Source organism: Amycolatopsis marina (assembly GCF_900111885.1).
GTDB classification, from domain to species: domain Bacteria; phylum Actinomycetota; class Actinomycetes; order Mycobacteriales; family Pseudonocardiaceae; genus Amycolatopsis; species Amycolatopsis marina.
On record NZ_FOKG01000018.1, the window covers coordinates 72,580 to 98,705 of the forward strand.

General features: G+C 68.6%; 28 protein-coding genes. 15 read left to right on the forward strand and 13 right to left on the reverse strand.

Going from position 1 to position 26,126, the window contains the following annotated elements:
* Nucleotides 1–19: 19 nt before the first annotated feature.
* Entirely contained in the window at nucleotides 20–592 is a 573-nt protein-coding gene (locus tag BM199_RS25245; RefSeq protein ID WP_091676255.1) for a TetR/AcrR family transcriptional regulator, read from the reverse strand.
* Nucleotides 593–663: 71 nt separating this feature from the next.
* Here BM199_RS25245 and BM199_RS25250 point away from each other — a divergent pair, with 71 nt between their 5' ends.
* Nucleotides 664–1,644 carry an acyl-CoA desaturase gene (locus tag BM199_RS25250; RefSeq protein ID WP_091676258.1) on the forward strand — a complete coding sequence of 327 codons (981 nt, stop codon included), beginning with the start codon at nucleotides 664–666 and terminating at the stop codon, nucleotides 1,642–1,644.
* Between the two features lie 77 nt (nucleotides 1,645–1,721).
* Complete coding sequence (locus tag BM199_RS25255; RefSeq protein ID WP_091676261.1) at nucleotides 1,722–2,390, forward strand: GNAT family N-acetyltransferase; 669 nt, start codon at nucleotides 1,722–1,724, stop codon at nucleotides 2,388–2,390.
* A gap of 53 nt (nucleotides 2,391–2,443) precedes the next feature.
* Here BM199_RS25255 and BM199_RS25260 read toward each other — a convergent pair whose 3' ends face one another.
* Both BM199_RS25260 and BM199_RS25265 read right to left on the reverse strand, forming a co-directional pair.
* Entirely contained in the window at nucleotides 2,444–2,869 is a 426-nt protein-coding gene (locus BM199_RS25260; protein WP_218160437.1) for a sigma-70 family RNA polymerase sigma factor family protein, read from the reverse strand.
* 376 nt (nucleotides 2,870–3,245) lie between these two features.
* Nucleotides 3,246–3,626, reverse strand: coding sequence for a hypothetical protein (locus BM199_RS25265; protein ID WP_091676264.1), 381 nt, complete (start codon nucleotides 3,624–3,626; stop codon nucleotides 3,246–3,248).
* Nucleotides 3,627–3,692: 66 nt separating this feature from the next.
* Here BM199_RS25265 and BM199_RS25270 point away from each other — a divergent pair, with 66 nt between their 5' ends.
* Nucleotides 3,693–4,478, forward strand: coding sequence for a glycerophosphodiester phosphodiesterase family protein (locus BM199_RS25270; protein WP_091676267.1), 786 nt, complete (start codon nucleotides 3,693–3,695; stop codon nucleotides 4,476–4,478).
* Nucleotides 4,479–4,492: 14 nt separating this feature from the next.
* On the opposite strand, the gene BM199_RS25275 is transcribed toward BM199_RS25270, so the two are convergent.
* Nucleotides 4,493–5,158 carry a transglycosylase family protein gene (locus tag BM199_RS25275; RefSeq protein ID WP_091676269.1) on the reverse strand — a complete coding sequence of 222 codons (666 nt, stop codon included), beginning with the start codon at nucleotides 5,156–5,158 and terminating at the stop codon, nucleotides 4,493–4,495.
* A 184-nt stretch (nucleotides 5,159–5,342) separates the two neighbouring features.
* On the opposite strand from BM199_RS25275, the gene BM199_RS25280 reads away from it, so the two are divergent.
* From BM199_RS25280 to BM199_RS25290, 3 genes are all read left to right on the forward strand, one after another.
* On the forward strand, nucleotides 5,343–6,767 hold the full coding sequence (locus BM199_RS25280) for an MFS transporter (protein WP_091676272.1): 1,425 nt from the start codon (nucleotides 5,343–5,345) through the stop codon (nucleotides 6,765–6,767).
* A gap of 145 nt (nucleotides 6,768–6,912) precedes the next feature.
* On the forward strand, nucleotides 6,913–7,665 hold the full coding sequence (locus BM199_RS25285) for a thymidine kinase (protein ID WP_245788667.1): 753 nt from the start codon (nucleotides 6,913–6,915) through the stop codon (nucleotides 7,663–7,665).
* A 223-nt stretch (nucleotides 7,666–7,888) separates the two neighbouring features.
* On the forward strand, nucleotides 7,889–8,233 hold the full coding sequence (locus BM199_RS25290) for an RNA polymerase-binding protein RbpA (protein ID WP_091676277.1): 345 nt from the start codon (nucleotides 7,889–7,891) through the stop codon (nucleotides 8,231–8,233).
* A gap of 71 nt (nucleotides 8,234–8,304) precedes the next feature.
* On the opposite strand, the gene BM199_RS25295 is transcribed toward BM199_RS25290, so the two are convergent.
* The 3 genes from BM199_RS25295 to BM199_RS25305 are packed head-to-tail and all read right to left on the reverse strand — an operon-like array spanning nucleotide 8,305 to nucleotide 12,325.
* Nucleotides 8,305–9,090 carry a polyprenol monophosphomannose synthase gene (locus tag BM199_RS25295; protein ID WP_091676280.1) on the reverse strand — a complete coding sequence of 262 codons (786 nt, stop codon included), beginning with the start codon at nucleotides 9,088–9,090 and terminating at the stop codon, nucleotides 8,305–8,307.
* 2 nt (nucleotides 9,091–9,092) lie between these two features.
* A complete protein-coding gene (gene lnt, locus BM199_RS25300; protein WP_091676439.1) occupies nucleotides 9,093–10,697 on the reverse strand; it encodes an apolipoprotein N-acyltransferase in 1,605 nt (534 codons plus the stop codon).
* An 8-nt stretch (nucleotides 10,698–10,705) separates the two neighbouring features.
* Nucleotides 10,706–12,325: an amidohydrolase gene (locus BM199_RS25305; protein WP_245788669.1), complete on the reverse strand. Its 1,620-nt coding sequence runs from the start codon at nucleotides 12,323–12,325 to the stop codon at nucleotides 10,706–10,708.
* Between the two features lie 152 nt (nucleotides 12,326–12,477).
* Between BM199_RS25305 and BM199_RS25310 the strand changes: the two genes are divergently transcribed.
* The 3 genes from BM199_RS25310 (at nucleotide 12,478) to BM199_RS25320 (ending at nucleotide 15,746) form a co-directional block, all read left to right on the forward strand.
* Nucleotides 12,478–13,884 carry a KamA family radical SAM protein gene (locus tag BM199_RS25310; protein WP_091676283.1) on the forward strand — a complete coding sequence of 469 codons (1,407 nt, stop codon included), beginning with the start codon at nucleotides 12,478–12,480 and terminating at the stop codon, nucleotides 13,882–13,884.
* A gap of 148 nt (nucleotides 13,885–14,032) precedes the next feature.
* A complete protein-coding gene (locus BM199_RS25315; protein WP_091676286.1) occupies nucleotides 14,033–14,452 on the forward strand; it encodes a YciI family protein in 420 nt (139 codons plus the stop codon).
* Between the two features lie 10 nt (nucleotides 14,453–14,462).
* Nucleotides 14,463–15,746, forward strand: coding sequence for an RNA polymerase sigma factor (locus tag BM199_RS25320; RefSeq protein WP_091676289.1), 1,284 nt, complete (start codon nucleotides 14,463–14,465; stop codon nucleotides 15,744–15,746).
* A gap of 422 nt (nucleotides 15,747–16,168) precedes the next feature.
* Here the strand turns inward: BM199_RS25320 and BM199_RS25325 are convergent, their stop codons facing one another.
* Both BM199_RS25325 and BM199_RS25330 read right to left on the reverse strand, forming a co-directional pair.
* On the reverse strand, nucleotides 16,169–16,543 hold the full coding sequence (locus BM199_RS25325) for an MmcQ/YjbR family DNA-binding protein (RefSeq protein ID WP_091676292.1): 375 nt from the start codon (nucleotides 16,541–16,543) through the stop codon (nucleotides 16,169–16,171).
* Between the two features lie 10 nt (nucleotides 16,544–16,553).
* Nucleotides 16,554–17,060, reverse strand: coding sequence for a GNAT family N-acetyltransferase (locus tag BM199_RS25330; RefSeq protein ID WP_091676295.1), 507 nt, complete (start codon nucleotides 17,058–17,060; stop codon nucleotides 16,554–16,556).
* A gap of 221 nt (nucleotides 17,061–17,281) precedes the next feature.
* On the opposite strand from BM199_RS25330, the gene BM199_RS34290 reads away from it, so the two are divergent.
* The 6 genes from BM199_RS34290 (at nucleotide 17,282) to BM199_RS25355 (ending at nucleotide 23,198) form a co-directional block, all read left to right on the forward strand.
* The gene (locus BM199_RS34290) at nucleotides 17,282–17,461 is read left to right on the forward strand and encodes an RGCVC family protein (RefSeq protein WP_143101918.1); all 180 of its coding nucleotides are present in this window, start codon (nucleotides 17,282–17,284) and stop codon (nucleotides 17,459–17,461) included.
* 54 nt (nucleotides 17,462–17,515) lie between these two features.
* On the forward strand, nucleotides 17,516–17,866 hold the full coding sequence (locus BM199_RS25335; protein WP_091676297.1) for an HPF/RaiA family ribosome-associated protein: 351 nt from the start codon (nucleotides 17,516–17,518) through the stop codon (nucleotides 17,864–17,866).
* Nucleotides 17,867–17,956: 90 nt separating this feature from the next.
* Entirely contained in the window at nucleotides 17,957–20,530 is a 2,574-nt protein-coding gene (locus BM199_RS25340; protein ID WP_091676300.1) for a permease, read from the forward strand.
* A 241-nt stretch (nucleotides 20,531–20,771) separates the two neighbouring features.
* Nucleotides 20,772–21,410 carry an ABC transporter ATP-binding protein gene (locus tag BM199_RS25345; RefSeq protein ID WP_091676302.1) on the forward strand — a complete coding sequence of 213 codons (639 nt, stop codon included), beginning with the start codon at nucleotides 20,772–20,774 and terminating at the stop codon, nucleotides 21,408–21,410.
* Complete coding sequence (locus tag BM199_RS25350; protein ID WP_091676305.1) at nucleotides 21,407–22,081, forward strand: ABC transporter ATP-binding protein; 675 nt, start codon at nucleotides 21,407–21,409, stop codon at nucleotides 22,079–22,081. The genes BM199_RS25345 and BM199_RS25350 overlap by 4 nt, the downstream gene beginning before the upstream one ends.
* A gap of 37 nt (nucleotides 22,082–22,118) precedes the next feature.
* Nucleotides 22,119–23,198 (forward strand): GDSL-type esterase/lipase family protein, encoded by a 1,080-nt coding sequence (locus BM199_RS25355; RefSeq protein WP_091676308.1) that lies wholly within the window; start codon nucleotides 22,119–22,121, stop codon nucleotides 23,196–23,198.
* A 57-nt stretch (nucleotides 23,199–23,255) separates the two neighbouring features.
* Here the strand turns inward: BM199_RS25355 and BM199_RS25360 are convergent, their stop codons facing one another.
* The 4 genes from BM199_RS25360 to BM199_RS25375 all read right to left on the reverse strand — a co-directional run bounded on the left by BM199_RS25360 (nucleotide 23,256) and on the right by BM199_RS25375 (nucleotide 25,853).
* Entirely contained in the window at nucleotides 23,256–23,816 is a 561-nt protein-coding gene (locus BM199_RS25360) for a TetR/AcrR family transcriptional regulator (RefSeq protein ID WP_091676311.1), read from the reverse strand.
* A complete protein-coding gene (locus tag BM199_RS25365; protein WP_091676313.1) occupies nucleotides 23,816–24,136 on the reverse strand; it encodes a DMT family transporter in 321 nt (106 codons plus the stop codon). The genes BM199_RS25360 and BM199_RS25365 overlap by 1 nt, the downstream gene beginning before the upstream one ends.
* Nucleotides 24,137–24,255: 119 nt before the next feature.
* Nucleotides 24,256–24,711, reverse strand: coding sequence for an Lrp/AsnC family transcriptional regulator (locus tag BM199_RS25370; protein ID WP_091676316.1), 456 nt, complete (start codon nucleotides 24,709–24,711; stop codon nucleotides 24,256–24,258).
* Nucleotides 24,708–25,853 carry a M24 family metallopeptidase gene (locus BM199_RS25375; RefSeq protein ID WP_091676319.1) on the reverse strand — a complete coding sequence of 382 codons (1,146 nt, stop codon included), beginning with the start codon at nucleotides 25,851–25,853 and terminating at the stop codon, nucleotides 24,708–24,710. The genes BM199_RS25370 and BM199_RS25375 overlap by 4 nt, the downstream gene beginning before the upstream one ends.
* Between the last annotated feature and the right edge of the window lie 273 nt (nucleotides 25,854–26,126).

Genomic DNA, 26,126 nt, shown 5'->3' on the forward strand with positions numbered 1-26,126 from the left:
CTACGCGCACGATCGTCACTCAGACGTGCTCGGCCACCAGTGCGCGCAGCGCCACGCAGGCCTGCTCACCACTCGGTAGTGAATCGGGAGCCACAAGTGACTGCACCACAAAGCCGACCACCAACGAATGGATGACCGCGCCGACGGTATCGGCGGTCGCCACATCGATGTCATCGACGTCCCGGGCGAGCAACATGGCGGCCAGTTCGGCTCGAGCGATCCGGGTGGCGTCACGCAGGGCGTCGCGAATGTCATCAGCGAAATCAGCTTGGGCATAGGCCTGCACGCTGGCCACGACGAGCTCCCGGTGCGGGGCAAGCGACGTGAAAAGCTTCTCGAGAGCAATCTGCAGTCGCTGGGCCGGAGCCGCCCCGGCCGCGGCCCGCACCGACGCGGCGATTATGTCGCCCCACTCATCCTGCGCCTGCAGCGCGGCGAGGTTCATCAACGCGTCCTTGGAGCCGAAGTGATAGCCGATCGAGGCCAGATGCGATCCCGACGCCGCAGCGATGTCGCGTGCGGTCGTGCGGTGGTATCCCTTCTCGACCAGGCATTTTCGTGCACCGGCCAATAGGTCGTCGCGTTGACTCACGCAGCCGACACTAGCACTTTGACGTACGTACGCCTTGCGGAGTGGATTTGAACGTACGTACGATCAAGCCCATGGCGACCAACTCTTCCCCTCCTGCCACCACTTCCGAGGGAAAACCGCCCACCAAGGGCACGAAGCCCATCGTCTCGGGCAGGCGCAACCCCACGGCGCAGTTCTCCGTCTACATCGGCCTGCTCGTCCCGATGCTCGCGCTAATCACAGCGGTACCCTTGGCTTGGGGATGGGGACTGAGCTGGATCGATATCGGTTTGTTCCTGGTCTTCTACGGGATCAGCGGGCTTGGTATCACGGTTGCCTACCACAGGCACTTCACACACGGCTCGTTCAAAGCGAAACCGTGGTTGCGGGCGGCGCTCGCGATCGCAGGCAGCACCGCGCTGCAGGGGCCAGTGACCGTGTGGGTGGCCGATCATCGACGGCACCACGCGTTCGCGGACCGGCTTGGGGACCCACACTCGCCGTGGCTATTCGGCACCACACCATGGGCCATCGCCAAGGGGTTCTGGCACGCGCACATGGGCTGGAACTTCTCGCGGGACGTCAGCAACATCGATCGGTTCGCGCCAGACCTGGTCAAAGACCCGCTCATCAGCAGAATCGACCGACTGTTCTTGCTGTGGACCCTGCTCAGCTTCGCCGTTCCCGCTCTGCTCGGTGGCTTGATCACCTGGTCACTGTGGGGCGCGGTCACCGCGTTCTTCTGGGCCGGACTGGTGCGCGTTTGCGTACTGCATCACGTGACCTGGTCGGTGAACTCGATCTGCCACATGCTCGGGACGCGGCCATTCACCACCAGAGACAAGTCCGCGAACTTCTGGCCGCTGGCGATCGTCTCGTTCGGCGAATCATGGCACAACTTGCACCACGCCGACCCGACCAGCGCCCGGCACGGCGTGCAACGCGGTCAGATTGACATCTCCGCGCGCGTGATCTGGCTGTTCGAGAAGCTCGGCTGGGCCTACGACGTGCGCTGGCCGCCCCGCCGACGGCTCAACCGCCTCGCCGATCGGACCAGTACCGCCCGAGGGTGAGGGCTCGGACGCCGGAGCCCTCACCGACCACGAAACCCTGTCCAACATGACGGGGCCCGAGAACCCGGAGGAGAGTCATGACGAACCATCGGATCAGGATCCGCCGACCGGAGCGGGCCGAACTACCGGCGGTCGCCGAGGCCTACACGGCGGCCAACCTGCACGACCCGGTCCTGAGCTGGGTGATCGACGACGAGGACGCACGGCGACGGCTCGCAGTCGACACCGGGCCGGAGGTGACGATGCCCTACCTGGAAAGCATTCTCCTCTCGGGAGCGCTGGTGATCGCCGAGGAGAAGACCGGAGTTGTGGCCGGGATCTCGATCTGGGAGCGGATCGACTATTCGCAGGGAACCGGCACATCGACCCTGCAGGACCCGGAGGGCGCCCAGTTCATCGAGCACACCTACGGCGAGTTCGCCGACCGGATGAAACTCCTGATCGAGCTCACCGGACAGCGCCGTCCGCAGGCAGGCACGTACTGGTACCTGTCGAACGTCGTGGTCGACCCGGACCGGCGTGGACAGGGCATCGGTGGCGCCATGCTCCGCGAGCAATTGGGGCAACTGGACGCGGAACGCGTGCCGGCCTACCTGGAAGCCAGTTCGCCACGGAACCGGAGGCTGTACGAGCGAGTCGGGTTCACCGACGTGGGCGACCCAATCGAGCTTCCCGACGGTCCACGGCTGCAACCGATGTGGCGGCCCGCGAGCGCCGAGGTGGCCCGGTCACCCTGGACCGGGTAGCGGCCCCTATCGCACTTTCCCGGGAAAGTGCGATAGGGGGAGTGCGGATGGAATCAGCGGCTCACCGCGGTTTCCTGATCCACATGCGACAGTTTCTCGGGGTTGCGCACGTAGTAGAGCCCGGCGACCAGGCCCTGCTCGACCTGCACCGCCATGACACCGTCGATCTCCCCGTTGATCCGGACGATCAGCGCAGGCGAGCCGTTGACCTGCACCGGCTCGACCGACATCGCGGTGCCGACCCTGGTCAGGCCGGCGGCCAGCAGGCGGGCCACCTTGTCGGCGCCCACGACGGGACGCGGCACGGCCCGCTTGACCCCGCCACCGTCGCTCAGGACGACGACCTCCGGCGCGAGGATGTCGAGCAGACCCTGCAGGTCGCCCGTCTCAACCGCCCGCTGGAACGCCGCGAGCGCGACCCGGGTCTCGGCAGGGGAGACCACGTCCCGGAGGACGTCGGCGAGGTTGTGGGGAGCCATCTGAGACGGGGCAACTCGGCCGGCAGACAGGATTCATCTTCACCGAGGCAAGACACCCGAGGGAGTGGCCCCCGCCTGACGATACCGTCTACTTAACATAATGTAGCTTATCGGCGTTTTCGTGACCTGCGATAACGGCGGCACGGATGCCAGCTCCGGCCTGCGCCTCACCAGCTCGCCTTCTGGCCGTTCACACACTGCGGGACAAACCATCCGGCGCCAGATCTCCTCCCGCCACCCAGTGCACAACTCCGCCGTCGCCTTAACCGGCGCGGTAACCGCGGGCTCAGGGAGTCGCGGACCCCACTTCCCTGTCCCAGCCACCCTGCCCCAATACGTCACCGTGACGTTTCGCGGCAGGGTGGCTGGACGTTTGTCAGCGTAGTTGTTCGAGGTCGTGAGCCGCGGCTGCCAGTTCGGTGGCCATTCGCCGGAGTTCGCGGGCGTCCGCACCGTCGTCGGCTGCGGTAACCACGTCCTCCGCGGCACACCTCAGTTGGAACAACCGGTCCTGCAAAGTCGCGATCTCCGTGTCGGACAGCACGACAGAATCCTCGGGCAGGCCGCTGCGCTGGACCGCGCTCCTGCGCTCATACGCCCGCTGCCTGCAGGACTGTCCACAGTAACGACGACGCCTGCCGACACTTCCACGTTGCTCCAGTCGCCGACCGCACCACCCGCAGTGCCGGAACGCGTTGCGCCGCGCCTCAGCTGTTGCGTCACGTGACGATTCGACGTGCTCCGCGACCTCACTCACCCGCCAGACCCTAGCTGGCCATTCGCTGCTCATGCCGAGGCCACGCCGAGCGGGCACACTGGAAGGGTGCAACCCCAGCATCCGTATCTCGCCACACCTGGCCCCCGCGCCTTCGCCCATCGCGGGTGGCATCTCGGTGAGCTCGCCGAGCTGGAGAACTCCCTGCCTGCCTTCCAACGGGCGGTCGCCGAGGGCTACCACTACCTCGAGACCGACGTGCACGCCACCGCCGACGGGGTCCTGGTGGCACTCCACGACGTCTCACTCGATCGCACCACCGACCGGACCGGACCTGTCGCCGGGCAGCGCTGGGCCGAAGTCCGCCGGGCGAAGATCGGCGGAAAGGTCGAGCTGTCGCGGCTGGAGGACCTGTTGGAGGAACTCCCCTCGGCGTTCTTCAACGTGGACGTGAAGTCCGCCGCGGCCGTCGAGCCGTTCCTCGAGGTGCTCGCGCGCACCGGAACCTATAATCGCGTCGCGGCGGCGTCGTTCTCCGATGCCAGACTGGCCCGGCTCCGCCGGCTCGCGGGCCCGCGACTGCTCACGGCGATGGGCCCGAGGTCCGTGGCCGCGCTCTGGGCGCACGGATACGCGCCGTTCCTGAGGCTGGGCACGTTCTGCCGGGGCGCGATGGCGCAGGTGCCGATCAGGCAGGGGGCGATGACCATCGTGCACCGTGGCTTCCTGCGCGCGGCGCAGCTCGCCGGCGCGGAGGTGCACACCTGGACCGTGGACGATCGGGCCGAGATGTGCGACCTGCTCGATCTCGGCGTGCACGGCATCGTCACGGATCGCCCCGATGTGCTCCGCGAGGTGCTGTTGGAACGCGGCGCCTGGCACACCGCCGCATGACCGCCGTTCGGCGGCTACCGGGGAGGCTTTCCGTCCCACGCCGCCTTCCAGGTCTTCGGGCCGAGACGTCCTGAGTCCCTGATCCCGTTGGCGCGCTGCAGTTCCAGCACCGCCACCTTCGTCTTCGCGTAGTAGCAGCCGGTGCCGCTGAAGCCGTAGCCGAACTCGTTCATCCGAAGCTGGAACACCCGGAGCGCGGGTGCGCAGTCGCCGTGGACGTACACCACTCCCGGCCACGCCGGTGCGACGGTCGGATCGGCCGGTGCTCCGTTCCCCATGTAGGCCGACTCGCGGTAACTCGGCTTACGCTTGCTCCGGGCGTCACTGTCGCCGCGCAGGCCCAGCATGCCCGCGCACTCCCACGGTTGCCAGCCGCGCATCCGGTAGAGGTACAGCGCGCGGTAGTCCTGCTCCCGCGGACTCGCCTGGTCCGGTCTCCCCTCTCCGCCGACACTGCGCCAGGTGGGCAGATCGAACTGGTATGCGCCGTAGAAGCCACTTCCGGTGTTGACGTGGTAGCGGCCGCTCGACTCGCACATGCGCAGCTTCGCCCACGTTGCGGCGCTGGGGTCGGCCGAGGCGGGAAGCGCCGTCGCGAACTGAACACCCGCCACGGCCACCCCGACGAGCACGGCTCGCACGAGGAACCGGAGAACGTGGGCCCGCCGCGGTGTCGTCATGACTGAACAGTAAGAAACAACCTCACCAGCCACAACAGAACCAGGCAAAACACCCGCATCACCCCCCGCACGGGTGGTTCGCCATGTTGGCGACATTCGCGGAAGTCGGCGGTGCGCTCCCCTCTCCCCTGACGGGCAAGTAGTCTCCGCTCTGGCCAGACGTCACGAGTTGCAGGAGCTTGGCATGACCACCATCCCGTCCGGCCCGGCTCCCGCGGCTGACGCCAGGCAGCGCAAGCGCGAGCAACGCGGCTGGTACTTCTACGACTGGGCCAATTCGACCTTCTTCACCTCTGTCATCACCGTGTTTGGTGCGCTGTACATGGGGTCGGTGGCGGCCGACGACGCACGGACCGATCTCACCCGCAACGGCCCGATACCCTGTGTCGACGATCTCGGGCGCGACAGCACCCTGCAGAACTGCGACATCGGTCTTTTCGGACTGACCTTCCCCGCGGGCTCGCTGTGGGGGTACCTGCTCGCCGCGGCGACGATCGTCCAGGTCCTCGTGCTGCCTGTGACCGGAGCCATCGCCGACCGCAGCCAGAGCAAGAAGAAGATCCTCGGCGGCTTCGCGTTCCTCGGTGCCGCGTCGTCGGCGTTGCTGTTCTTCGTGGCGGACGGCAACTGGGAGCTGGGCGTCGTCCTGTACATGCTCGGCAACATCGGTTATGGCGCCTCGATCGTCGTGTACTACTCGTTCCTTCCCGACATCGCGACGCCGGACGAGCGGGATGCGGTCTCCTCGCGCGGGTGGGCGTTCGGGTACCTCGGCGGCGGTGTCGCGCTGGCCCTGCAACTGGCGTTCTACCTCGGCAGGGACGCGTTCGGCGTCAGCGAGTCGACGGCGGTCCGGATCTGTTTCCTCACCTCCGGGATCTGGTGGGCGGCGTTCACGCTGATCCCGTTGCGGAGGTTGCAGGAGCACCAGGAGCCACACGGCAGGGAGCAGGGTGTCTCGGTGCTGCGGGCAGGCTTCACCGAACTACGGGACACCGTGAAGGCGGCCAGGGCGTTCCCGCTGACGCTGGCCTTTCTCGGCGCCTACCTGGTGTACACCGACGGGATCTCGACGGTGGTGACCGTGTCGGCGCAGTACGGCAAGGAGGAGCTGAAGTTCGCCGACGAGGTGCTGATCGCGACAATCCTGGTGATCCAGTTCGTGGCCTATTTCGGCGGCGTCGCCCACGGCATGATCGCGCGGCGGTTCGGCGCGAAGAAGACGATCCTCGGCAGTCTCAGCGTGTGGATCCTGGTGATCGGGGCCGCGTTCTTCGTCCAGGCGGGCCAGCAGTTCCAGTTCTACGCGGTGGCCGTGGGGATCGGGCTGGTGCTCGGTGGCACCAACGCCCTGTCGCGGTCGCTCTACAGTCAGATGATCCCGGCGGGCAAGGAGGCGCAGTACTACTCGCTCTACGAGATCGGCGAGCGGGGAACGTCGTGGATGGGCCCGCTGTTGTTCGCCGCCGTCGGGCAGGCCACCGGCTCCTTCCGGTACGCGATCATCGCGCTGACGGTCTTTTTCGTGATTGGCCTCGTGCTGGTGGCTCTGGTTCCGGTGCGCCGCGCCATCGCCGCGGCGGGCAACCGGGAGCCGACGGTGATCTGACAGTGCGTCCGCGAACCGAGCTGGCCCGCGGAGTCGATCATGTCGCGCGTTTCAGACTGGCCCTGACTCGTACCCGATGCGGTACGGAGGGTTCACTGCCCGTACTCCCAACCGCGCGGACGCTCGCCCGATAGGGTGCCTCGTCGTGACCACGCTTGAAGAAGAGCTGGACCCGGCAGGCGCGCTGTCCTCGGTTCCGGCGGCCGGTGACCGCAGACGCGGTGCCGTCGTCGGCAGGCTCAAGTTCTGTTATGGGCCGATGGACTGCGGCAAGTCGACGCTGGCGCTGCAGATCGACCACAACCACGCCAGACAAGGCAGGCGTGGCCTGCTGCTGGTTCGCCACGACCGGTCCGGGGAGCCGCAGATCACCAGCAGGATCGGGATCACCCGCAGAGCGCTCGAGGTGGGACCGGAGACCGATCTCCGCGAATTGGTGCGCGGGCAGTGGTCGCGAGGACTGCACGTCGACTACCTGATCATCGACGAGGCGCAGTTCCTCTCCCCCGGACAGGTCGAACAGCTCGCCGAACTCGCCGACGACGTCCAGCTGGACGTCTACTGCTTCGGTATCGCGACGGACTTTCGCAGCCAGCTGTTCCCGGGTGCCCGGCGTCTGTTCGAACTGGCCGACGAGTTGCAGCCGGTTCAGGTCGAGGTGCTCTGCTGGTGCGGTCTTCCGGGGCGGTTCAACGCGCGGGTCCTCGACGGTCAGGTGCTACGGGCGGGCGACACCGTCGTTGTCGCGGACGCCGAAGGATATGTTGAACATTCACCTATGCCACGCTCGCAGACCCAGTCAACTACGGTGCGTTACCAGGTTCTGTGCCGCCGACACTTCCGGCTTGGTGATCTTGGACCCCACTCGGAACACCCAGAGCAATTACGCCTGACCTGAGTAGCGCTAGATAGCCCATACGGGCGATAATCCCAAGAAGACGGGCGATAACGCGTCACGCCGACGGCGAAATTCCGTCCTACTAGAGGAAGCTGTTGCCGACGGGTGACGAAGCTCATCGTGAGCAACGACATGCCGGTACGGGAATCCCCCGACCGGCCCGGTCGTTGCATAGGGTGAGCATCGCCCTGGCTCTCGACAGAGCCGACTGAAAGGACCCACCATGGCCGACCGTGTTCTTCGTGGAAGCCGGTTGGGAGCGGTCAGCTACGAGACCGACCGTAATCACGACCTAGCCCCGCGCCGTACCGTGCGTTACGCATGCCCCAAGGACCACGAGTTCGAGGTGCCGTTCTCCGACGACGCCGAGATCCCGTCGGTGTGGGAGTGCAGACTGCACGGCAGCGAGTCAGAGATCATCGACGGCGGTCAGCCTGCGCAGCGCGACGTGAAGCCTCCCCGGACGCACTGGGACATGCTCTTGGAGCGTCGTTCCATCCCGGAACTGGAGGACCTGCTCAACGAGCGTCTCGCCGAGCTGAAGGGACGCCGGACCCGCTCCGCATGAGCGCCGGCTAACCGCTCCCACCACAGACGCGGGCCCCGCACCAACTGGTGCGGGGCCCGCGTCTGTACGTGTCAGCTCTTTCGGGTGAAGATGGAGCGCAGTTGGTCGAGCCGGTGTCGCAAGCCCCAGATTCCGACCCGCACCATGGCCTCCCGCACGATCGACCCGCTCATCTTCGACTCGCCGATCTCGCGTTCGGTGAAGGTGATCGGCACCTCGACCACGGTGAAGCCCTCGCAGACCGTGCGCCAGGCCAGATCGATCTGGAAGCAGTAGCCACGGGAGGCGATCTCGTCCAACGCGAGCTTCTCCAGCACCTGTCGCCGATAGGCCCGATAGCCCGCGGTGATGTCGTTGATCCGGGCGCCGAGCGCGATTCTGGAGTACAGGTTGGCACCGCGGGACAGGATCTGCCTGCGCAGTGGCCAGTTCACCACACTGCCGCCGGGCACGTAGCGGGAGCCGAGCACGAGGTCCGCATCACCGAGCGCGTCCAGGATGCGGGGCAGGTCCTCCGGCGCATGCGAGCCGTCGGCGTCCATCTCGACCAGCGTCGCGTAGTCGCGGGCCAGACCCCACCGGAAGCCGGCGACGTAGGCCGCGCCCAGCCCGGCCTTCTCCGAGCGGTGCATCACGTGCACGCGCTCGTCGGCGGCCGCCAGGTCGTCCGCGAGCACCCCTGTGCCGTCCGGGCTGCCGTCGTCCACCACCAGCGCGTGCACGGCGGGATTGGCCTCGTGCAGCCTCCGCAGAATGTCGGGGAGGTTGTCCCGCTCGTTGTAGGTCGGGATCACGACCAGCACCGGCTCGATGCTCTCCCCATGCCGCGTCCCCTCGGCGGGAACCCCCTGCGCCATACCTAACCCTCCTCGGCGACGCCGCGCGCCGCACTCTCGTCGGTCTTCTCGGCGTTCGCACGCCGGGTGCGACGGGTGAGCACGACACCGCTCGCCACCGCCAGCAACGCGGCCCCGACCAGCACGTACTCGGTCCATGCACCGAGTCGATCTGACAGGGTAGTCTGCTGCCGCAGGGGCACGTCCCGCAGCAGCGTTTCTTGGGTGAACAGGCTGGTGGAGGCGTCGAGACTGCCGTCGGGCCGGACGATCGCGCTGACCCCGCTGGTCGCCGCCACCACGACCGCGCGACCGTGCTCGACTGCGCGGACCCGGGACATCGCGAGCTGCTGGTAGCTCATCTCCCCGGGCCCGTACCAGGCGTTATTGGTCGGGATGACCAGCAACTCGGCGCCCGCCCGTGTCGCCTCACGCGAGACGTAGTCATAGGCGGCCTCATAGCAGATGGCCAGGCCGACCTTCGTCCCCGCGACGTCGAACACCCCGGGCTCGGTGCCGGACAGCATGTCGCCGGTGTCATCGACGAACGGAGTGAACAGCCGGGCGATGGACCGCAGGGGGACGTACTCGGCGAACGGCACCAGCTCCTGTTTGGCGTAGCGATCCACCTGGCCGGTCCCCGGTTGCCATTCGATCACCGTGTTCTGCGCCTGCCCCGTGGGCAACCGGTACAGGGCGCCGATGAGGGTCGGCGCACCGAACGCGTCGACCACCTCGTTCAGTACGGGATCGGGCCCGCGGACCTCGGTCGCGGTCTCCGGCCAGACCACGAGGTCGGGCCGAGGGACCGCACCACTCTCGATGCGGCGTGCGAGCTGCGCGCTCGCCTCCAGGTGGTTGCGGCGGATCGTGGCCCGCTGGCCGAGCAGGCCGAGTCCTGCGTCAGGCGCGTTGCCCTGGACAACGGCGACCGAGCGGGTGCCGGCCTCGGCGGTTGTGCCCACCGTGGGCCACAGTGCCAGGCCGGCGATGACGGGCAGCAGGGTGCACGCGACAGGAGTAATCCAGCGCGGGTCGGGCCTGCGGTGCCCGGCATGGAGGAGGACGCCGAGCCGAGCCAGTCCGAACCCGGTGAGCAGGACCGCGAAGCCGACCAGCGGCGCCCCGCCGACCGAGGCCAGTGACAGGTAGGCGCCCTCCGGCTGACCGAACGCCACCCGGCCCCAGGGGAATCCGTTGATCGGCCACCGGGAGCGCACGGTCTCCTGCAGCAGGAACACCATCGCCATCCACACGGGTGCGGCCGGCAGGGTGGTGACCTGCGTCATCAGGCCACAGGCCGCGGCGACGAACAGGGCCATGACCGCGGAGAGCCCGAGCCAGGGGGCGCTGCCGAAGTCGGCGCCGAGGAAGTCCTGGATCCACACGAGGTGGGCGAGGAAGAAGACCAGCCCGAACACGAGGCCGTAACCCGCTCCTGCCCAGAATCGTCTGCGGAACAGGACGAGGCCGAGTCCGGCGAAGGCCAGCGGCGCCAGCCACCACAGCGGCCGCGGCGGGAAGCTCAGGTACAGCACGAACCCGGAGAGCGCGGTCAGGAGCAGACGCGCGGCCACGGGACGCCAGCGCCGCGTGGCCGCGCCGGGCGATGCGACCGTGTCGGTCATGGTGGTGCTCACGCTCGGCCGGACACGGCGAGCTCGTCGTAAATGACCCGGCCCGCGCGCACGGTCCGCAGGCATCGTGGCAGCTGGGCGGACGGCTCGAGCGCGGGCAGGCCCGGAACTCCGGAGCGGGGGTCGGTGGACCAGCGCTGCACCCGCTTGTCCGAGCCTGCGACGACGAGGTCGGCGGCCTTCCAGATCGTGTAGTGCGCGGGCGCGCCGGGGACGAGGCTGCCCGTGATGCCGTCGGCGACGCCCGCTGCCCGGTGCCCTCCCCTGGTGTGCGCGGTGAAGGCGGCGCGGGGTGAGAGCCCTGCTCCCGGCGTGCCGTGGTGCACGGCGGCCCGGACACTGGCCCAGGGGTTCAGCGGTGTGACCGGGGCGTCCGAGCCCAGTGCCAGCGGCATGCCCTGGGCGGCGAGGGTGGCGAAGGGGTTGAGCCCGGCAGCGCGCTCGGCGCCCAGGCGTTCGGCGTACATGCCCGACCGCCCGCCCCAGGCGGCGTCGAACAAGGGCTGGACGGAGGCCACCACTCCCCAGCTCGCGAGGATGCGAGCCTGTTCCGCGTCGATCATCTCCACGTGTTCGAGCCGGTGACGGCGGGCGGCGAGAGCGCGGCTGCCCACTGCCCGTTCGGCGAGTTGGAACCCCTGGACGACCTCGCCGACCGCTGCGTCACCGATGACGTGGAAACCGGCCTGCAGGCCGGCCTCGGTGCAGCCGACGACGTGGTCGGCGATGGCTTGCGCGTCGAGGTAGCGGGCGCCGCTGGTGTGCGGCTGATCGGTGTACGGCGCGCACAGGGCGGCGGTGTGCGAACCGAGTGCGCCGTCGACGAAGAGGTCGCCGGCGAGTCCCGGCAGGCCGAGGCGGTTCGCGAGGTCGACGGCGCCGGTCTCGCCCCAGTAGCCGACCACCGCGGGCAGGTCCGGATCCTTGGCCAGGTCCAGCAGTGCGGTGAGGTCGTCGACGCCGGAGATGTCGGGGCCCGCGCACTCGTGCACGGTGGCGATGCCGCGGGCGGCAGCGGTGCGTAAGAAGGCCACCTGCGCGTCGTGGCGCTGGCCAGGGGTGATGGCGGCTCGTGCGGCGGCTCGCACCAGGTGGTGGGCCTGCCTGGTCAACGGGCCGTCGGCGGACCAGCCGGCAGCGGAGCGGGCGGCAGGGGCGAGTTCGACCATGGCGGTGGAGACCAGTGCGGAGTGCACGTCGACCCGGCTCAGGTAGACGGGAACGTCTCCCGCGGCCTCGTCGAGTTCCGCCCGGCTGGGCACGCGGGTGTCCTGCCATGCCGAGGAGTCCCAGCCGTGGGCAAGCAGTACCTCGCCGGGCTTAGCGGCCGAGCGGACGGCCGCGAGGAGTTCGGCGCCGCTGCGCGCGGCCGAAAGGTCGAGCCCGGCCAGGTGCAGTCCGGTGGCGGTGGCGTGCACGTGGGCGTCGACGAACGCGGGGGCGACGAAGGCGCCGTCCAGGGCGACCTCCTCGGCATCCGGGTGCAGCGCGCGCCCCGGGCCGTCCTGCCCGACCCAGACGACGGTGTCCCCGGTGACGGCCATGGCCGTGGCGTCCGGCGAACTCGGGCTGTGGACGCGTCCTCCGGTCAGCAGGAGCGTCCGCTCTTCGCTGTTCACATCTGCAGAGTCTGCCTGGTGCCGGTTGCGCGTCCACACCGGGGATCGGGCGCTGTGACCTCTACAGATAACACCCGCATAACGGCAAAATTTACGTTCGTAGTGCTCTGTGACAGGATAATTTCACGTTATCTCGAACTTGAGGAGCAGATGTGACTGCGATCCAGGAACCTGCCTCGACTGCCCCCGGTGCCCAGCATGAGCTGGGTCCCGAGCAGCCGTACGTCTATGCCAGGACGGAGTTGGTCGAGCCGGACTGGCGTCGACTGCCCGGCTGGCAGGACGTGACCGAGGCCGAGTGGCGGGACGCGCAGTGGCAGCGGGTGCACTGCGTCCGCAACATCAAGCAGCTCCGGGCGCTGATGGGTGATCTGCTGGAAGACCGGTTCTACGAGGACCTGCTGGCGGACCAGCGCGAGATGGCGACGATGTCGATGCTGCTCCCACCGCAGATGCTCAACACGATGGCGCCGCACGCGGGTTCGGACCCCCGGAAGGTGACCGAGGAGTTCTACGCCGACCCGATTCGTCGGTACATGCTGCCCGTGCGCAGCGACCGGGAAACCGAATGGGCCTCGCATCCGCACGCTGAACGGGACTCGCTGCACGAGGCCGAGATGTGGGTGGCCGAGGGGCTCACCCACCGCTACCCCACCAAGGTGCTCGCCGAGTTGATCTCGACCTGCCCGCAGTACTGCGGGCACTGCACTCGGATGGACCTCGTCGGCAACTCCACCGAGCAGGTCGACAAGCACAAGCTGTCGCTGAAGCCGGTGGACCGGCAGGACGCCATCATCGACTACCTGAAGCGGACCCCGGGCGTGCGCGACGTGGTGGTCTCCGGCGGTGACGTCGCGAACGTCCCATGGCATCAGCTCGAGTCGTTCCTGATGCGGTTGATGGACATCGAGACCGTCCGCGACATCCGGCTGGCCACCAAGGCGCTGGCGGGACTTCCGCAGCACTGGCTGCAGCCGAAGATCGTCGAGGGTCTCGCCAGGGTCGCGGGCACGGCGGGCAGGCGCGGGGTGAACCTGGCCATCCACACCCACGTCAACCACGCCCAGTCGGTCACGCCGCTGGTGGCCGAGGCGACCAGGACCGCACTCGACGTCGGAGTCAGGGACGTCCGCAACCAGGGCGTGCTGATGCGGGGGGTCAACGCGACCCCGAACGAGCTGCTCGATCTGTGCTTCGCGCTGCAGGGTGAAGCCGGGATCCTGCCGTACTACTTCTACATGTGCGACATGATCCCGAACTCCGAGCACTGGCGGGTGTCGGTGCACGAGGCACAGGAACTGCAGCACGCGATCATGGGCTACCTGCCCGGTTACGCCACACCGCGGATCGTCTGCGACGTGCCCTACGTCGGCAAGCGCTGGGTGCACCAGCTCGCGGAGTACGACCGGGAGAAGGGCATCTCCTACTGGACCAAGAACTACCGCACCGGAATCGAGCTGGAGGACCCGGAGGCCCTCCAGCGGCGCTACCCGTACTACGACCCGATCTCCACGCTCCCGGAGGCCGGGAAGAAGTGGTGGGCCGAACAGGCGGACTGACTCGCCGCCGAAATCGGTGGACGACGCATCGCCCTCTGCCAGAATTCCTCGAAAGAAGTTCGGCGGATGTGTCGATCCACGGCAATCGCCGTTCGACCTAGGGGTGCAAGGGCCCGAGAGGGGCCCGATGACTCAGGGAGACGGAACCATGAAGTACATGCTGATCATGCGTGCCACCGACGAGACCTTCGCGGAGTTCCAGAACACGGACTTCAACGAGATCATGGACTCGATGGGCCGTTTCAACGACGAGATGATCCGCGCGGGTGTGCTTGTCGCCGCCGAGGGCCTCGATGACGCCGCCGAGGGCGTCGTGGTCGACTACTCCTCCGAGCCGCCCGTGGTCACCGATGGCCCGTACGGCGAGACCAAGGAGTTGTTCAACGGGTTCTGGTTGCTGAACGTGGCATCGAAGGAAGAGGCCATCGAATGGGCGAAGCGGGCGCCGCTGGCCGGTGCTGGCAGCAAGTGCGAGATCCGCAGGGTCCCCTCGATCGACGAGTTCCCGCAGGACAACGAGTGGATCCAGAAGGAGAAGGCCTGGCGCGAATCCACGGGCCAGCTCTGACAGGCTGCTGATGGTCGATCCGACGGGCCGTGAGGCCGTCACCGCCGTCTGGCGGATCGAGTCCGCGCGGATCGTCGGCGCGCTCGCGCGCTACACCGGCGACTTCGCGCTGGCCGAGGACCTCGCCCAGGAGGCACTGGCGGAGGCGCTTGTCACCTGGCCACGCGAAGGCACACCCCGCAACCCCGCGGGGTGGCTGCTCACCGTCGGCAGGCGCCGCGCGATCGACATGTTCCGCAGGCGCTCCGCCCTCGACGAGAGGTACGCCGCCCTCGCCCATGAGCTGGGCGAGGGCGGCGCCGCCTCGGGCAGCCCCGCTGATCCGGCCCCCGACCCGCAGGACGTGCTGTGGGATCCGGACCAGATCGACGACGACGTGCTCGCGTTGATGTTCATCTCCTGCCACCCCGTGCTGTCGCGAGAGGCACGGGTGGCGCTCACGCTGCGGGTGGTCGGCGGTCTGACGAGCGACGAGATCGCCAAGGCGTTCCTCGTGCCGACCGCCACCGTGCAGGCCAGGATCACCAGGGCGAAGAAGACCCTCGGCGCGGCGCGGGTGCCGTTCGAGGTGCCGCCGCCACAGCACCGAACCGAGCGGCTCGGTTCGGTGCTCAGCGCGATCTACCTGATCTTCACCGAAGGATCGTCGGCCAGCTCGGGCAACAGTCTGATCCGCTTCGACCTCGCGGGGGAGGCATTGCGCCTCGCCCGGGTGCTGACCCGGCTGATGCCGAACGAACCCGAGGTCTACGGCCTGCTGGCGCTGCTCGAGCTGACATCGGCGCGCTTCCCCGCCCGCACCGGGCCGGACGGCGAACCGGTGCTGCTGGACGAGCAGGACCGGCGCCGCTGGGACCGTGCGGCGATCGGCAGGGGGCGGGCCGCCCTGGCCCACGCGGGACAGGTAGGCCGGGGCCTTGGCGCCTACGGCCTGCAGGCGGCGATCGCCGAATGCCACGCACTCGCCCCGTCCGTCGACGAGACGAACTGGGAACGCGTCGTGCTCATCTATGAGGCGCTCGGCCGGCTCGCCCCGTCACCGGTGATCGACCTCAACCGGGCGGTGGCCGTCTCCATGGCCCGGGGACCCGCTGCGGCGCTGCCGATCGTGGACGAACTGCTGTCCGCCGAGGCGCTGTCGAACTCGTACCTGCTGCCGAGCGTGCGCGGTGAGCTGCTCACCCGGCTGGGGCGCACAGCTGAGGCCCGTACCGAACTGGAGGCAGCCATCCGGTTGTGCGGCAACGGGCGCGAGCGGGCGGTCCTGGAACGCAAGCTCGCCGCCCTCGGCTGACGCCCGTGGAGCTCACCGTTCACGGGCCGGAACGCGCCGGGTTGACCGTGACGGGTGCAGTCCGCCGAGTAGAGCGGGATCCCGTTTCCGGGACCCCGCTCGTTCTCCCTTGCGGTTTCCGTGGCGCAGGGCTCAGAGATCGAGATCCAGGGCCCTGATCAGTTTGTCCGCGGAGATGAACTTGAAGTTGTGTTGGTCCGCGGTTCGCCGTCCCCGGCGTTCGCGGACGTTCGGCACTCTTGCGATTACTTGCGAAGGACGTCACCAAAGGTGACCGTTAGAGCGCTCTACGGGGCGCGACAATCAGACGGAGGTGCCCGAAGACCCTGTTTGCCAGTAACGAGACCGCGGCACAAGAATGTGATCAAAGCACAATCGCGAGGGCGAACGAGTGGAAACTTTGTGGTTTCGACCCCTGAAACTCAGCGCTCCTGCCGCAGGGCCGCCCATCCCAGTTTCTCCTGCTGTCGCTTGGACATTCCGGCGACGACAAGATCGTAGGAGTCCTCGATCATCTCCGCCACCAGCGCAGTGGGCACCGAGCCGTCCAGGACCACGGTGTTCCAGTGCCGCTTGTTCAGGTGATAGCCGCCCGTGATGCCCGGGTACCTTGCCCGTAGCGCCACGGCGAGATCGGGATCGCACTTGAGACTGACCTGCAACGGCCGGGACGTCAGGCTGCTGAGCGCGAACATCTTGCCCGCGACCTTGAAGACACTGGTGGCCTCGCCGAACGGGAACTCCTCGCGAGCGCCCGCGAAGCTCAGACACATCTCCTTGAGTACGTCGGGGGTCATGGAGGCGAGACTAGCCGTCAACTGATCCGGCTCCGCCGACCCGCTTCACATACCGGTGGGCCGGAACCAGGACCGGCCCGTCCGCGCCGGGCGCGTGATGGTCGAACGGTCCCTCGTCGACCCAGCCGTTGCGCTCGTAGAACCTCCGCGCCCTGGTGTTGCCCGCGACGACCGCGAGCCACGCCCGCCCGTATCCGTTCGCGACGACCAACCGTTCCGCCTCCGTCAGCAGAACGGCGGCGATGCCGCTGCCCCGGTGCCGCCCCGCGACGTACACCTGCTCGACCTCGTCGCGGACCACCATCACGAATCCCGCCACCTCGTCGGCGACCGTTGCGACCACCGTGTCGTCGACGTGCTGTTCGGCTCGTGTCCAGAACGAATCCCGGGTCCGGATCGCGACCAGGTGCTCGGGGACGTTTCCCAGGTAACCGTCACACCATCCCCGGTACCAGATTTCCGCGACGGCCCCGGCATCGTCAGGGCGGGCAGGACATACATTCGCATCGGCCGTCATGGGACGAGTGTAGGAACAAGCACCGACGACCTGTGGACTCTCGCGGCCTCACCGGTGAGTGGCCGGACGGTCGCACCGCACACCCGGGCACCGCAGCACACGGCAGTCCCCACCCACCGCCGAGGTGTAGCCTGAAATTGCGCGAAACTATCGCCGCGGTCTCCCGGTGCTATTCGCACCGCTTGATTTCGAGCACGAGCACAAGCACGAACGGGAGCAGTATGCCCACGACCGACGCGAGATCAAGCGCCTCCGGTAGCAGCGAGCACGTCGCCAACGGGTGCGCGGCATGCGATCACCCGCTGAGCACGCACGACCAGATCGCGGCCCGCTTCTGCCGTGCCACCGCGGCAGGCTCCTATCGCCGCGGCTGCGTCTGCACGGCTCGCAGCAAATCCTGACCTGCGCGAATCGTCGCAGACGGGTTGTCCGGAACTTTCCGACAGGGAGCGCAAATGCAGGTCCAGGTCAACACCGATGCCAACATCGAAGGTAACGCAGCGCTTCTCGCACACGTGGAGGCAGAGATCAGCGCGGCGCTTGCGCGGTTCGACGAGCAGATCACCCGTATCGAAGTACACCTGAGCGACGACAACGGACAGCGGCCGGGGAACACCGACAAGCGGTGCATGCTGGAAGCCCGGCCTGCCGGGCAGCAACCCGTCGTCGTCACCCACAATGCGGAGACCATCGACCAGGCCTGTAGCGGTGCGACACAGAAGCTCAAGCACCTGCTCGAGAGCAGCTTCGGCCGGCTGGCGGACCGCGGAGGGCATGCGACGATCCGGGACGGCCACAGCCACTGACCTGCCGTCGCTCGCCACGAGGTCACCTCCTGGCGAGCAAGATCCGCCAAGTCCCCACCGCGCCGCGCGTCAGTTGAGTACCGTTCCACTATGCGAAGACTGCCGTGGCGGGCGGCTCCCAAGGCAACGCTGGCAAGCCCGCTGACTCTCGTCGCCGCCTCAGTGACCGCGCTGCTCGCGTGCTTCCTGGCCACCGCCGCGGTGTTGCACGCCTCGGCCGCGGGCGGCGCGGCTGTCGACTACCAGTCCGACAACGCCTGCCCTGACGCCCACGGCCCGGCCTTCACCGGCCGTTCGGTACATCTCGACGACATTCCCCGCATCGTCGACACGGTGCGACGGCATGCGGCCGAGCAGGGGTTCGGTGCGGCTCAGGTTGCCATGTACACCTTCGACCTGCCGGAGACCGAGTTCGCGGGCACGGAGTACAAGACCCGGCTCGGCTACGCCGACGGCGGTATCGAGCACCTCCAGGTGGTCGAGGGCGACCCGGGACGCCCGGGACTGTCGATGGGCACGAGGCTCGCACTCGAGGAAGACATCCCGATCGGCACGAAGGGCCAGCAGGGCTCGATGCCGCCGATCGTCAGCCTGCACAGCGATCTCGATGAACCCGTCCCGCGCTGGTGGTGCTCACAGCGGGACATGGCCGTGCAGCAGCGGATCGTCGATCCGCCGGGTGGGGCGGTGATCTTCGCGACCGAAAGGGAGACCTTCACCGCCGCCGCGCGGGCAGCGGGCACCGACGGTGTGGAGTGGTTCAACATCACCTTCCCCGGCCCCGCGCCGCGCGACCTGGACGAAGCCTACGACCAGGTACGCAGGTCCGAGGCCGCGGTAAGCGGAGCACGAGCGGACTTGGCCCGCCAAGGGCTGGCCGAGCAGCTCAACTCGGGGTCGCCGTTCGCGCGGTCGGCGGAGATCGCGCAGAAGGCACAGACGAACGTGCTCGGGTCCATTCTTCCGCTGGCCTTCATCAGCGTGCTGGTGGGAATCGGCGGAGTCGGCACCGTGGGGCTGCAGTGGTTCCAGCGGCGGCACAGCGTGGCCCGGCTGCTCGCCGCGCGGGGCACGAGCCCTGCCGGAATCGGGGGTCTCGCGGTGGCCGAGCTGGGCCTTCCGCTGCTGGTCGGCGGGGTGTCCGGAGCCGCTCTCGCCTGGCTGCTGCTCGACGGGTACGGGCCACCCGGCCATGCGAGCACGACCGCGGTGATCGCCGCGGGCGGAGCGGCCGCAGCGGTCTTGCTCGTCTCACTCGGCTTGCTGGCGGCCATCGTCGCGCACCGCAGCCATCGGGAGTTCCAACTCGGCCGCCTGCATGGAAAGGGCCGCGGCCGCATCTTGGCCTGGATCCCCTGGGAACTGGTGACGGCGGCGCTCGCACTGTTCGGCTGGATCCGGCTCACCGAGTACCGCCAGTCGTCGGGGTCGCTCAATCCGCTGCCGCAGGTGGATCCGATCGCGCTGACCTATCCGGTTTTCGTCGTCCTCACGGCCGCGATGATCGCCGCGCGCCTGGCCTGGCTGGTGCTCCGCCTGTCGCCACGTGCGGTCTTCTGGTCGCGACCCACCCTGCAACTGGCGATCCGGCGCATGGCCAGCGCGCGCGCACCCGTGATCGCCGTACTGGCCATCGGTGTCGTCGCCATCGGCACGCTGTCGGCGGGCAACGCGATCGCCGACGCTCAACGACAGTCGCTCGACACCAAGTCCGGGACTTTCGTCGGCGCCAACTCCCGGGTGGACACCGAGCAGCCGGTGGGGCTCGGTGAGAAGTCGTTGCCCGCGCCGGTCCGCGACGACAGCACCGTGGTCGGCGAGTTGACCGGGACCGGGAGCGTGGTGCTGGTCGTGGATCCCACCACGGTCGGCTCGGTGGCCTGGTTGGCGGCTGTGCCGGACAGCGCGGCGCTACTGCGCACGCTCGGCGCCGCAGGTCCCGCAGCCCCCACCGCCGGCACACCGGCGATCCGGGTCGGGCACACCTCGGAGCAGGCGCTGGCACTCCCCGATCTTCCCGACGCGCGTCCGGTCGCGGACGTGCCGGTGTTCCCGATCATCGGGTCCCAGCCCGGGTACGTGATCTCCCGGGACGCCCTCACACAGGAACAACTCGCCTCGATACCGCGTTGGAGCATCCTGTCCTCGCTCTCCCCGGACGAGCTGTCGGCGGGGCTGGCCGACGCGGGAGTGCTGCAACTCAACCCGATGAGCCGCGATTCGGCACTCGACGCGTTGCCCTTCTACGTCGTGGAGTGGAGTTTCGCCTACGTGACGATGCTCGGCGCGGTACTCGGTCTCGTCGCGGCGCTGGCCCTGCTCGTGGCCGTCGAGGTCCGCAGGAGACAGAACGCGCTCGCCGGGGCCCTGGTGCTGCGTATGGGGTTGCGGCCGAGGGCGCTGCTGGGCAGCTACCTGCTGGAGGTAGGCGCCCTCGCCGGGCTCGCCCTGCTGACCGGAGTCGTGTGCGGGGCGGCGGTCGCCGGGATCTCGGTACCGCGGTTCGACCCCGCGGGCTGGCTGGCGCCACAGTCGGAACTGCCCAACCTCATCCCGTTCGTGCTCGGATTGTTAGCTGCCGGAGCCGTTGTCGTGGCACTGGCGGGCTGGCTCGCGATGCGCTCGGTGCGCACCGCCCGGACCGCGGAGCTGCTTCGTGGCTAGCGGCGCGGAGCGCCTCCATGGGGGGCGGTGGTCGGGCGACGGGAGGGCTAGCGGCGCGGAGCGCCTCCATGGGGGGCGGTGGTCGGGCGACGGGAGGGCTAGCGGCGCGGAGCGCCTCCATGGGGGGCGGTGGTCGGGCGACGGGAGGGCTAGCGGCGCGGAGCGCCTCCATGGGGGGCGGTGGTCGGGCGACGGGAGGGCAGAACACGTCTTCGAACTCGACCGGGTCGGCGTCGACTACGTGACTCCCGCCGGAGTCGTCGCCGGCGTGGACGACGTGACCCTGTCCGTGCCCGCGACAGGTATCACCGTGCTGGCCGGGCCGTCCGGCTCGGGCAAGTCCACCCTGCTGCGGGTCCTGGGCCTTTTCGAGCGGCCGGCGCGAGGGCGGCTGGGTTTCCGCGGTACCGACGTCGGCGGTCTCGGTCATGCCGGCCGCAGAGCCATCCGTCGGCATGACCTCAGCCAGGTGTTCCAGAATCCGACCGACAACCTGCTCGACTACCTCAGCGCCGCGAAGAACCTGCTGGCGGCCGCCGGGTCCGCGAACCAGGTGTGTGCGCCGGAGGTACTGCTGGAGCAACTCGGTCTCGGTGGAACGGGTTCCTGGCCGGTGTCCGCGCTGTCCGGCGGGCAGCAGCAGCGGCTGGCGTTCGGCTGCGCGCTCGCACGTGGTTCGTCGGTGGTCCTCGCCGACGAACCGACCTCGCAGCTCGACGAGCAGTCGGCCGATCTGGTGCTCGACACCCTGCGCGAGCTGGCACGCCGGAACGTCGCCCTGGTCGTCACGTCGCACGACGAGCGCCTGATCGAACTGGGGACGCGGGTGGTCCGGCTGCACGCGGGACGAGTGGACGAGATCAAGGATGCGATTTCATGACCGAACTGGCACACCCCGCCGTGCACGCTGTCAATCTGCACCGGCGGTTCCCACATCCCAGTGGCGCGGTGTCCGTGCTGCGGGGCTTGGAACTGCGAGTCTCCCGCGGGGAGCTGGTGACGGTGTCGGGACGTTCCGGCTCGGGCAAGAGTTCGCTGCTGGCCCTGCTGTGCGGCTTCGACTCGCCGGATTCGGGCACGGTCCTGCTCGACGGTGAGCCGATGAACGGGGCGCCGTCCTGGCACACCTGCGCGGTGCTGCCACAGGCCCTCGGACTCGCCACCGAGCTGACCGTCGCCGAGAACGTCGCGCTGCCGCTGCGGCTCCGGCCGGACCTGCGGCTCGGCGCGCCGGCTATCGCGGCCAGGGTGCGCGAACTGCTCACCGGGCTCGGTATCGGTGAGCTGGCCGAGCGCTACCCGCTGGAGGTGTCCTTCGGGCAACAGCAACGGGTGGCTTTGGCGAGGGCCGTCAGTGGCAGGCCGGCGGTGCTGCTCGTTGACGAGCCGACCGCCCACCTCGATGCGGGAAGCACTCCCGCGGTGTTGCGGATGCTGCGCGGCTGTGCCGACGAAGGTGCCGCGCTCATCGTGGCGACCCACGACGATGCCGTGCACCGGATAGCCGATCGCCGGGTCGCGCTCCGAGACGGAGTCCTCACCGACACGTGATCACCGCGATGTTCGAGCGTCCGTAGAATCAGTGGCGATGCGACGCTACAGGTGGTGGTTCGGGGGGCTGGCGCTTGCCGGAGTCGTGGTCCTCGTCGCGGTGTTCGCGTTGCTCGGCAGGCAACCACCCGCACCGCAGGACGATCTGCCCGGTCCGCCCGGCACCGGTCCGCTCACCGTCGTCGCGATGGGCGACAGCACATTGTCCGGCGAGGGGGCGGGTAACTACCTGCAGGAGACCAACGGGCAGAACGGGAACTGGTGTCACCGCTCCCCCAACGCCTCCGTCTTCAAGATCGAAGCGCCGGGGATCGAGAAGAAGATCAACCTCGCGTGCTCTGGCGCGCCCTCGGCGCAGGTCGCACTCGGCGACATCAAGCAGTGGACCGAGCCGTCCCAGGCACAGCAGCTGGCCGAGCTGACCAAGACACACCGGATCTCCGCGGTGGTGGTCGCTCTCGGCGCGAACGACGACCCGCATTTCTCCGGACTCATCTCGGAGTGCTTCCGCGCGTGGTTCAGCGAGCGCATCCCGCCGTGCAGTGAGCGGATCAAACAGGACTGGCAGAACCGGGTCGACGCGATGGTGCCGAAGGTCGTCGGGGCGTTGGAGGACATCCGAAAGGTGTTGCGCCGCGCCGGATACGACACCGAGGACTACCAGTTGGTGCTGCAGACCTACGCGGCGCCGATCGGCCCGGACATCCCGGAGGAGTACCGCTCGCTCAACGGCTGCCCGTTCCGCAAGGAGGATCTGCGCTGGGTCAAGAACGAGGCCGTGAAGACACTCACCGCGGGGCTGCGCGACGTCGCCGCACAGACATCGGCACGTTTGCTCGACCTGTCCGCCGCGGGCGACGGACACGAGGCCTGCAGTGGTGGCGACGATCCGAGTTCGGAGTGGTTCAGCAGACTCACGGTCCAGTGGACCGACCTCACCGACGCCGACCGTGCCGGGCATGCGATCCAGGACTCGTTCCATCCCAACGCGGCGGGGCATGCGCAGTTTGCCCGCTGTGTCAGCGAGTTCCTCGCGACCAGCGATCCCGCTGCGGCGTGTCTGGAAGGTGACGACGGTCAGTTGCATGCGGCGACAATGGCCGGGCCGCTGAACTGACAGAGCGTCTGGGAACGGAGCTGGCCACTGGTCTCAAGCAGACACCGGGGCCCGTGCTCATTCCGGCAGCACGCAGGCGACGAGGTCGCGCAACTCGGTGCGCGACGGTGTGCGCCGTGCGAGCAGGCAACGAAGATTCAGTCCGTCGAGCAACGCAGTGAGGGCGGATGCCCGCACCGGGCCGACGACCGCGGCCAGTGATTCGGCGACCGCGTCGTTGTACCGGTTGGCGGTTTCCCGCAGTGCCGGTCGGCGCAGCGCGGCGAGATACAGCTCGTAACAGACGACCGAGCGCGTCCGCCATTCACCGAAGCAGTAGTCCAGCACCTGATCCGCGAGCGCGCCGGCGAGATCGGCTCCCGGCTGCGGCCACGCGGCCTGGTGTGCGAGAAACCGCTCGGTGGCCCGCTCCAGCGCCACCTGGATCAGGTCGTCCCGTGACGCGAAGTGATAGGTCGTCGATCCGAGCGGCACATCGGCACGTTCGGCCACCGCCCGATGGGTCAGCGCCTCGATACCGAGTTCGGCGATGACGGCTTCGGCCGCGTCGGCGATGCGCTCCCGCCGGTGCGGGTCGTGGCGACGTACTCGTGATCGGTTGTCCGCTGCGGGAGCCATCAGTGGCCTCCACCGAGATTGAGCACCACCACGCCGCTGATCACCAGCACGACCCCGGCCACCTTCGTCCACGTGAACGCCTCGCCCAGCAACAGCACCCCGATGATCGCGACGAGGGCGGTGCCCAGTCCCGCCCACAGCGCGTATGCGGTACCGACCTCGAAGGACTTGAGGGCGAAGGTCAGCAGGGCGAACGCCGCGAGGTACCCGGCCACCATCCCGATGCTGGGCCAGAGCCTGGAGAAGCCCTCCGACAGCTTCATGCAGGTGGTCGCGAAAACCTCGGTGAGGATCGCGCCGATCAGGAACACCCAGCCCATTCGTACCACCTGACGCTCACCGGGAACCGACCTGTACAAGTGTACATAACGGCGGTGGCGCCGACACGACGTCGATCAGCCGGGCGGCCGGTCGCGGTACCAGGCGAGCGACACCGCACTCAGAGATTCGGCGAACGTCCCTCGAACGGTGTGGAGAGCACGACCGTTGTCCTGGTGGACACCTTGGCGGCCTCGCGGATTCTGCGGAGCAGGTCCTCCAGACCCAACGGGGACGCCACACGGACGAGCAGGATGTACGACTCGTCCCCGGCCACCGAGTAGCACGACTCGATCTCGGTGATGTGCTCCAGCCGCTGCGGATAGTCGTCCGGCGCGGCCGGGTCGTTGGGGGTGAGGGAGATCAGCGCGGTCAGCGGCAGGCCAATCTGCTCCCCGTCCAGCCGGGCCGTGTAACCGCGGATGACACCGCGCTGCTCCAGCCGACGGACCCGCTGGTGCACCGCCGACACCGAAAGGCCGACCCGTTCGGCGAGATCGGTGAAACTGCGTCGTCCGTCGGCGGCCAGTTCCCTGGCGATCGCCTGATCGAGAGGTTCGAGAGGCCCGGCGGTCATGCGTCGAGCACAACGAGTTCGTGCGGCCGATTGTTCAGTGGCTCCACACCGTCGGCGGTGACGACGACGATGTCCTCGATGCGCGCGCCCCACCGACCGGCCTGGTAGATCCCCGGCTCCACGCTGAAGGCCATGCCCTCCTCGACGGTCAGGTCGTTGCCGCCCATGATGTAGGGCTCCTCGTGCACGTCGAGGCCGATGCCGTGACCGGTCCGGTGAATGAAGTAGTCGCCGAAGCCCGCGTCGGCGATGACGTCCCTGGCCGCACCATCGATCTGCGCGGCCGTCACGCCGGGACGCACGATCTCCACGGCGGCACGCTGGGCCGCGAGCAGCACGGCGTAGGTGTCCTCGACGTCGCTGTCCTTCGGTGCTCCGACGGCGTAGGTGCGGGTGGAGTCCGAGTTGTAGCCCTCGGGGATCGGGCCACCGATGTCCACCACCACGACATCACCGTGTTCGATCACACGGTCGGAGACGTCGTGGTGCGGGCTGGCCCCATTGGGCCCGGAGCCGACGATGATGAACTCGGCCTCCGTGTGTCCTTCCTCGACGATCGCGGCGGCGATGTCGGCGCCGACCTCGGCCTCGGTCCGCCCCGGACGCAGCCACTCGCCCATGCGCGCGTGCACTCGGTCGATCGCCGCGCCTGCCTTGCGCAGTGCCGCGATCTCGGTGGCGTCCTTGCGCATGCGCAGTTCCCGTACCACCGGGCCAGCCAGCGTCTGCTCGGCGGAACCGAGCGCGCCACGCAGCGCGAGGACGTGCAGGGCGACCATCGTGTCACTGACCGCCACCCGGCCAGGTGCGCCGAGGCGGTTCGCGACAATCCCGTACGGATCCTCGCCGTCGACCCAGGTGACGACCTCGATGCCGAGATCGTCCAACGGGACGTCGGCGTACCCGGGCGCCTCGAGCTTGGGCAGCACGAGCGCCGGTGTGCCGTCGTCTGCCGGAATGACCAGTGTGGTCAGGCGCTCGAACGAACCGCCTGCCTGACCGATCAGGTAGCGCAGATCGGATCCGGGCGCGATCAGCAGTGCGTCGGTGCCTGCGTTCGCGGCCGCACCACGGGCGCGGTCGAGGCGGGCGCGCAGGCTCGTGACGTCAGGGGCGGGAGTGTGAAGGGAGCGACGCGACATGGCCCGAGCGTAGCCGGGTGCGCTTGGTGTGGGTCCGGGTGCCCAGGGTGAGCCGGCGCAGCGAGGTGCACGCGGAGCGCAGCCTGCGGAGCGAGGCCGATCGGCACTGCGCGTAGCCGGGTGCGCTTGGTGTGGGTCCGGGTGCCCACGGTGAGCCGGCGCAGCGAGGTGCACGCGGAGCGCAGCCTGCGGAGCGAGGCCGATCGGCACTGCGCGTAGCCGGGTGCGCTTGGTGTGGGTCCGGGTGCCCAGGGTGAGCCGGCGCAGCGAGGT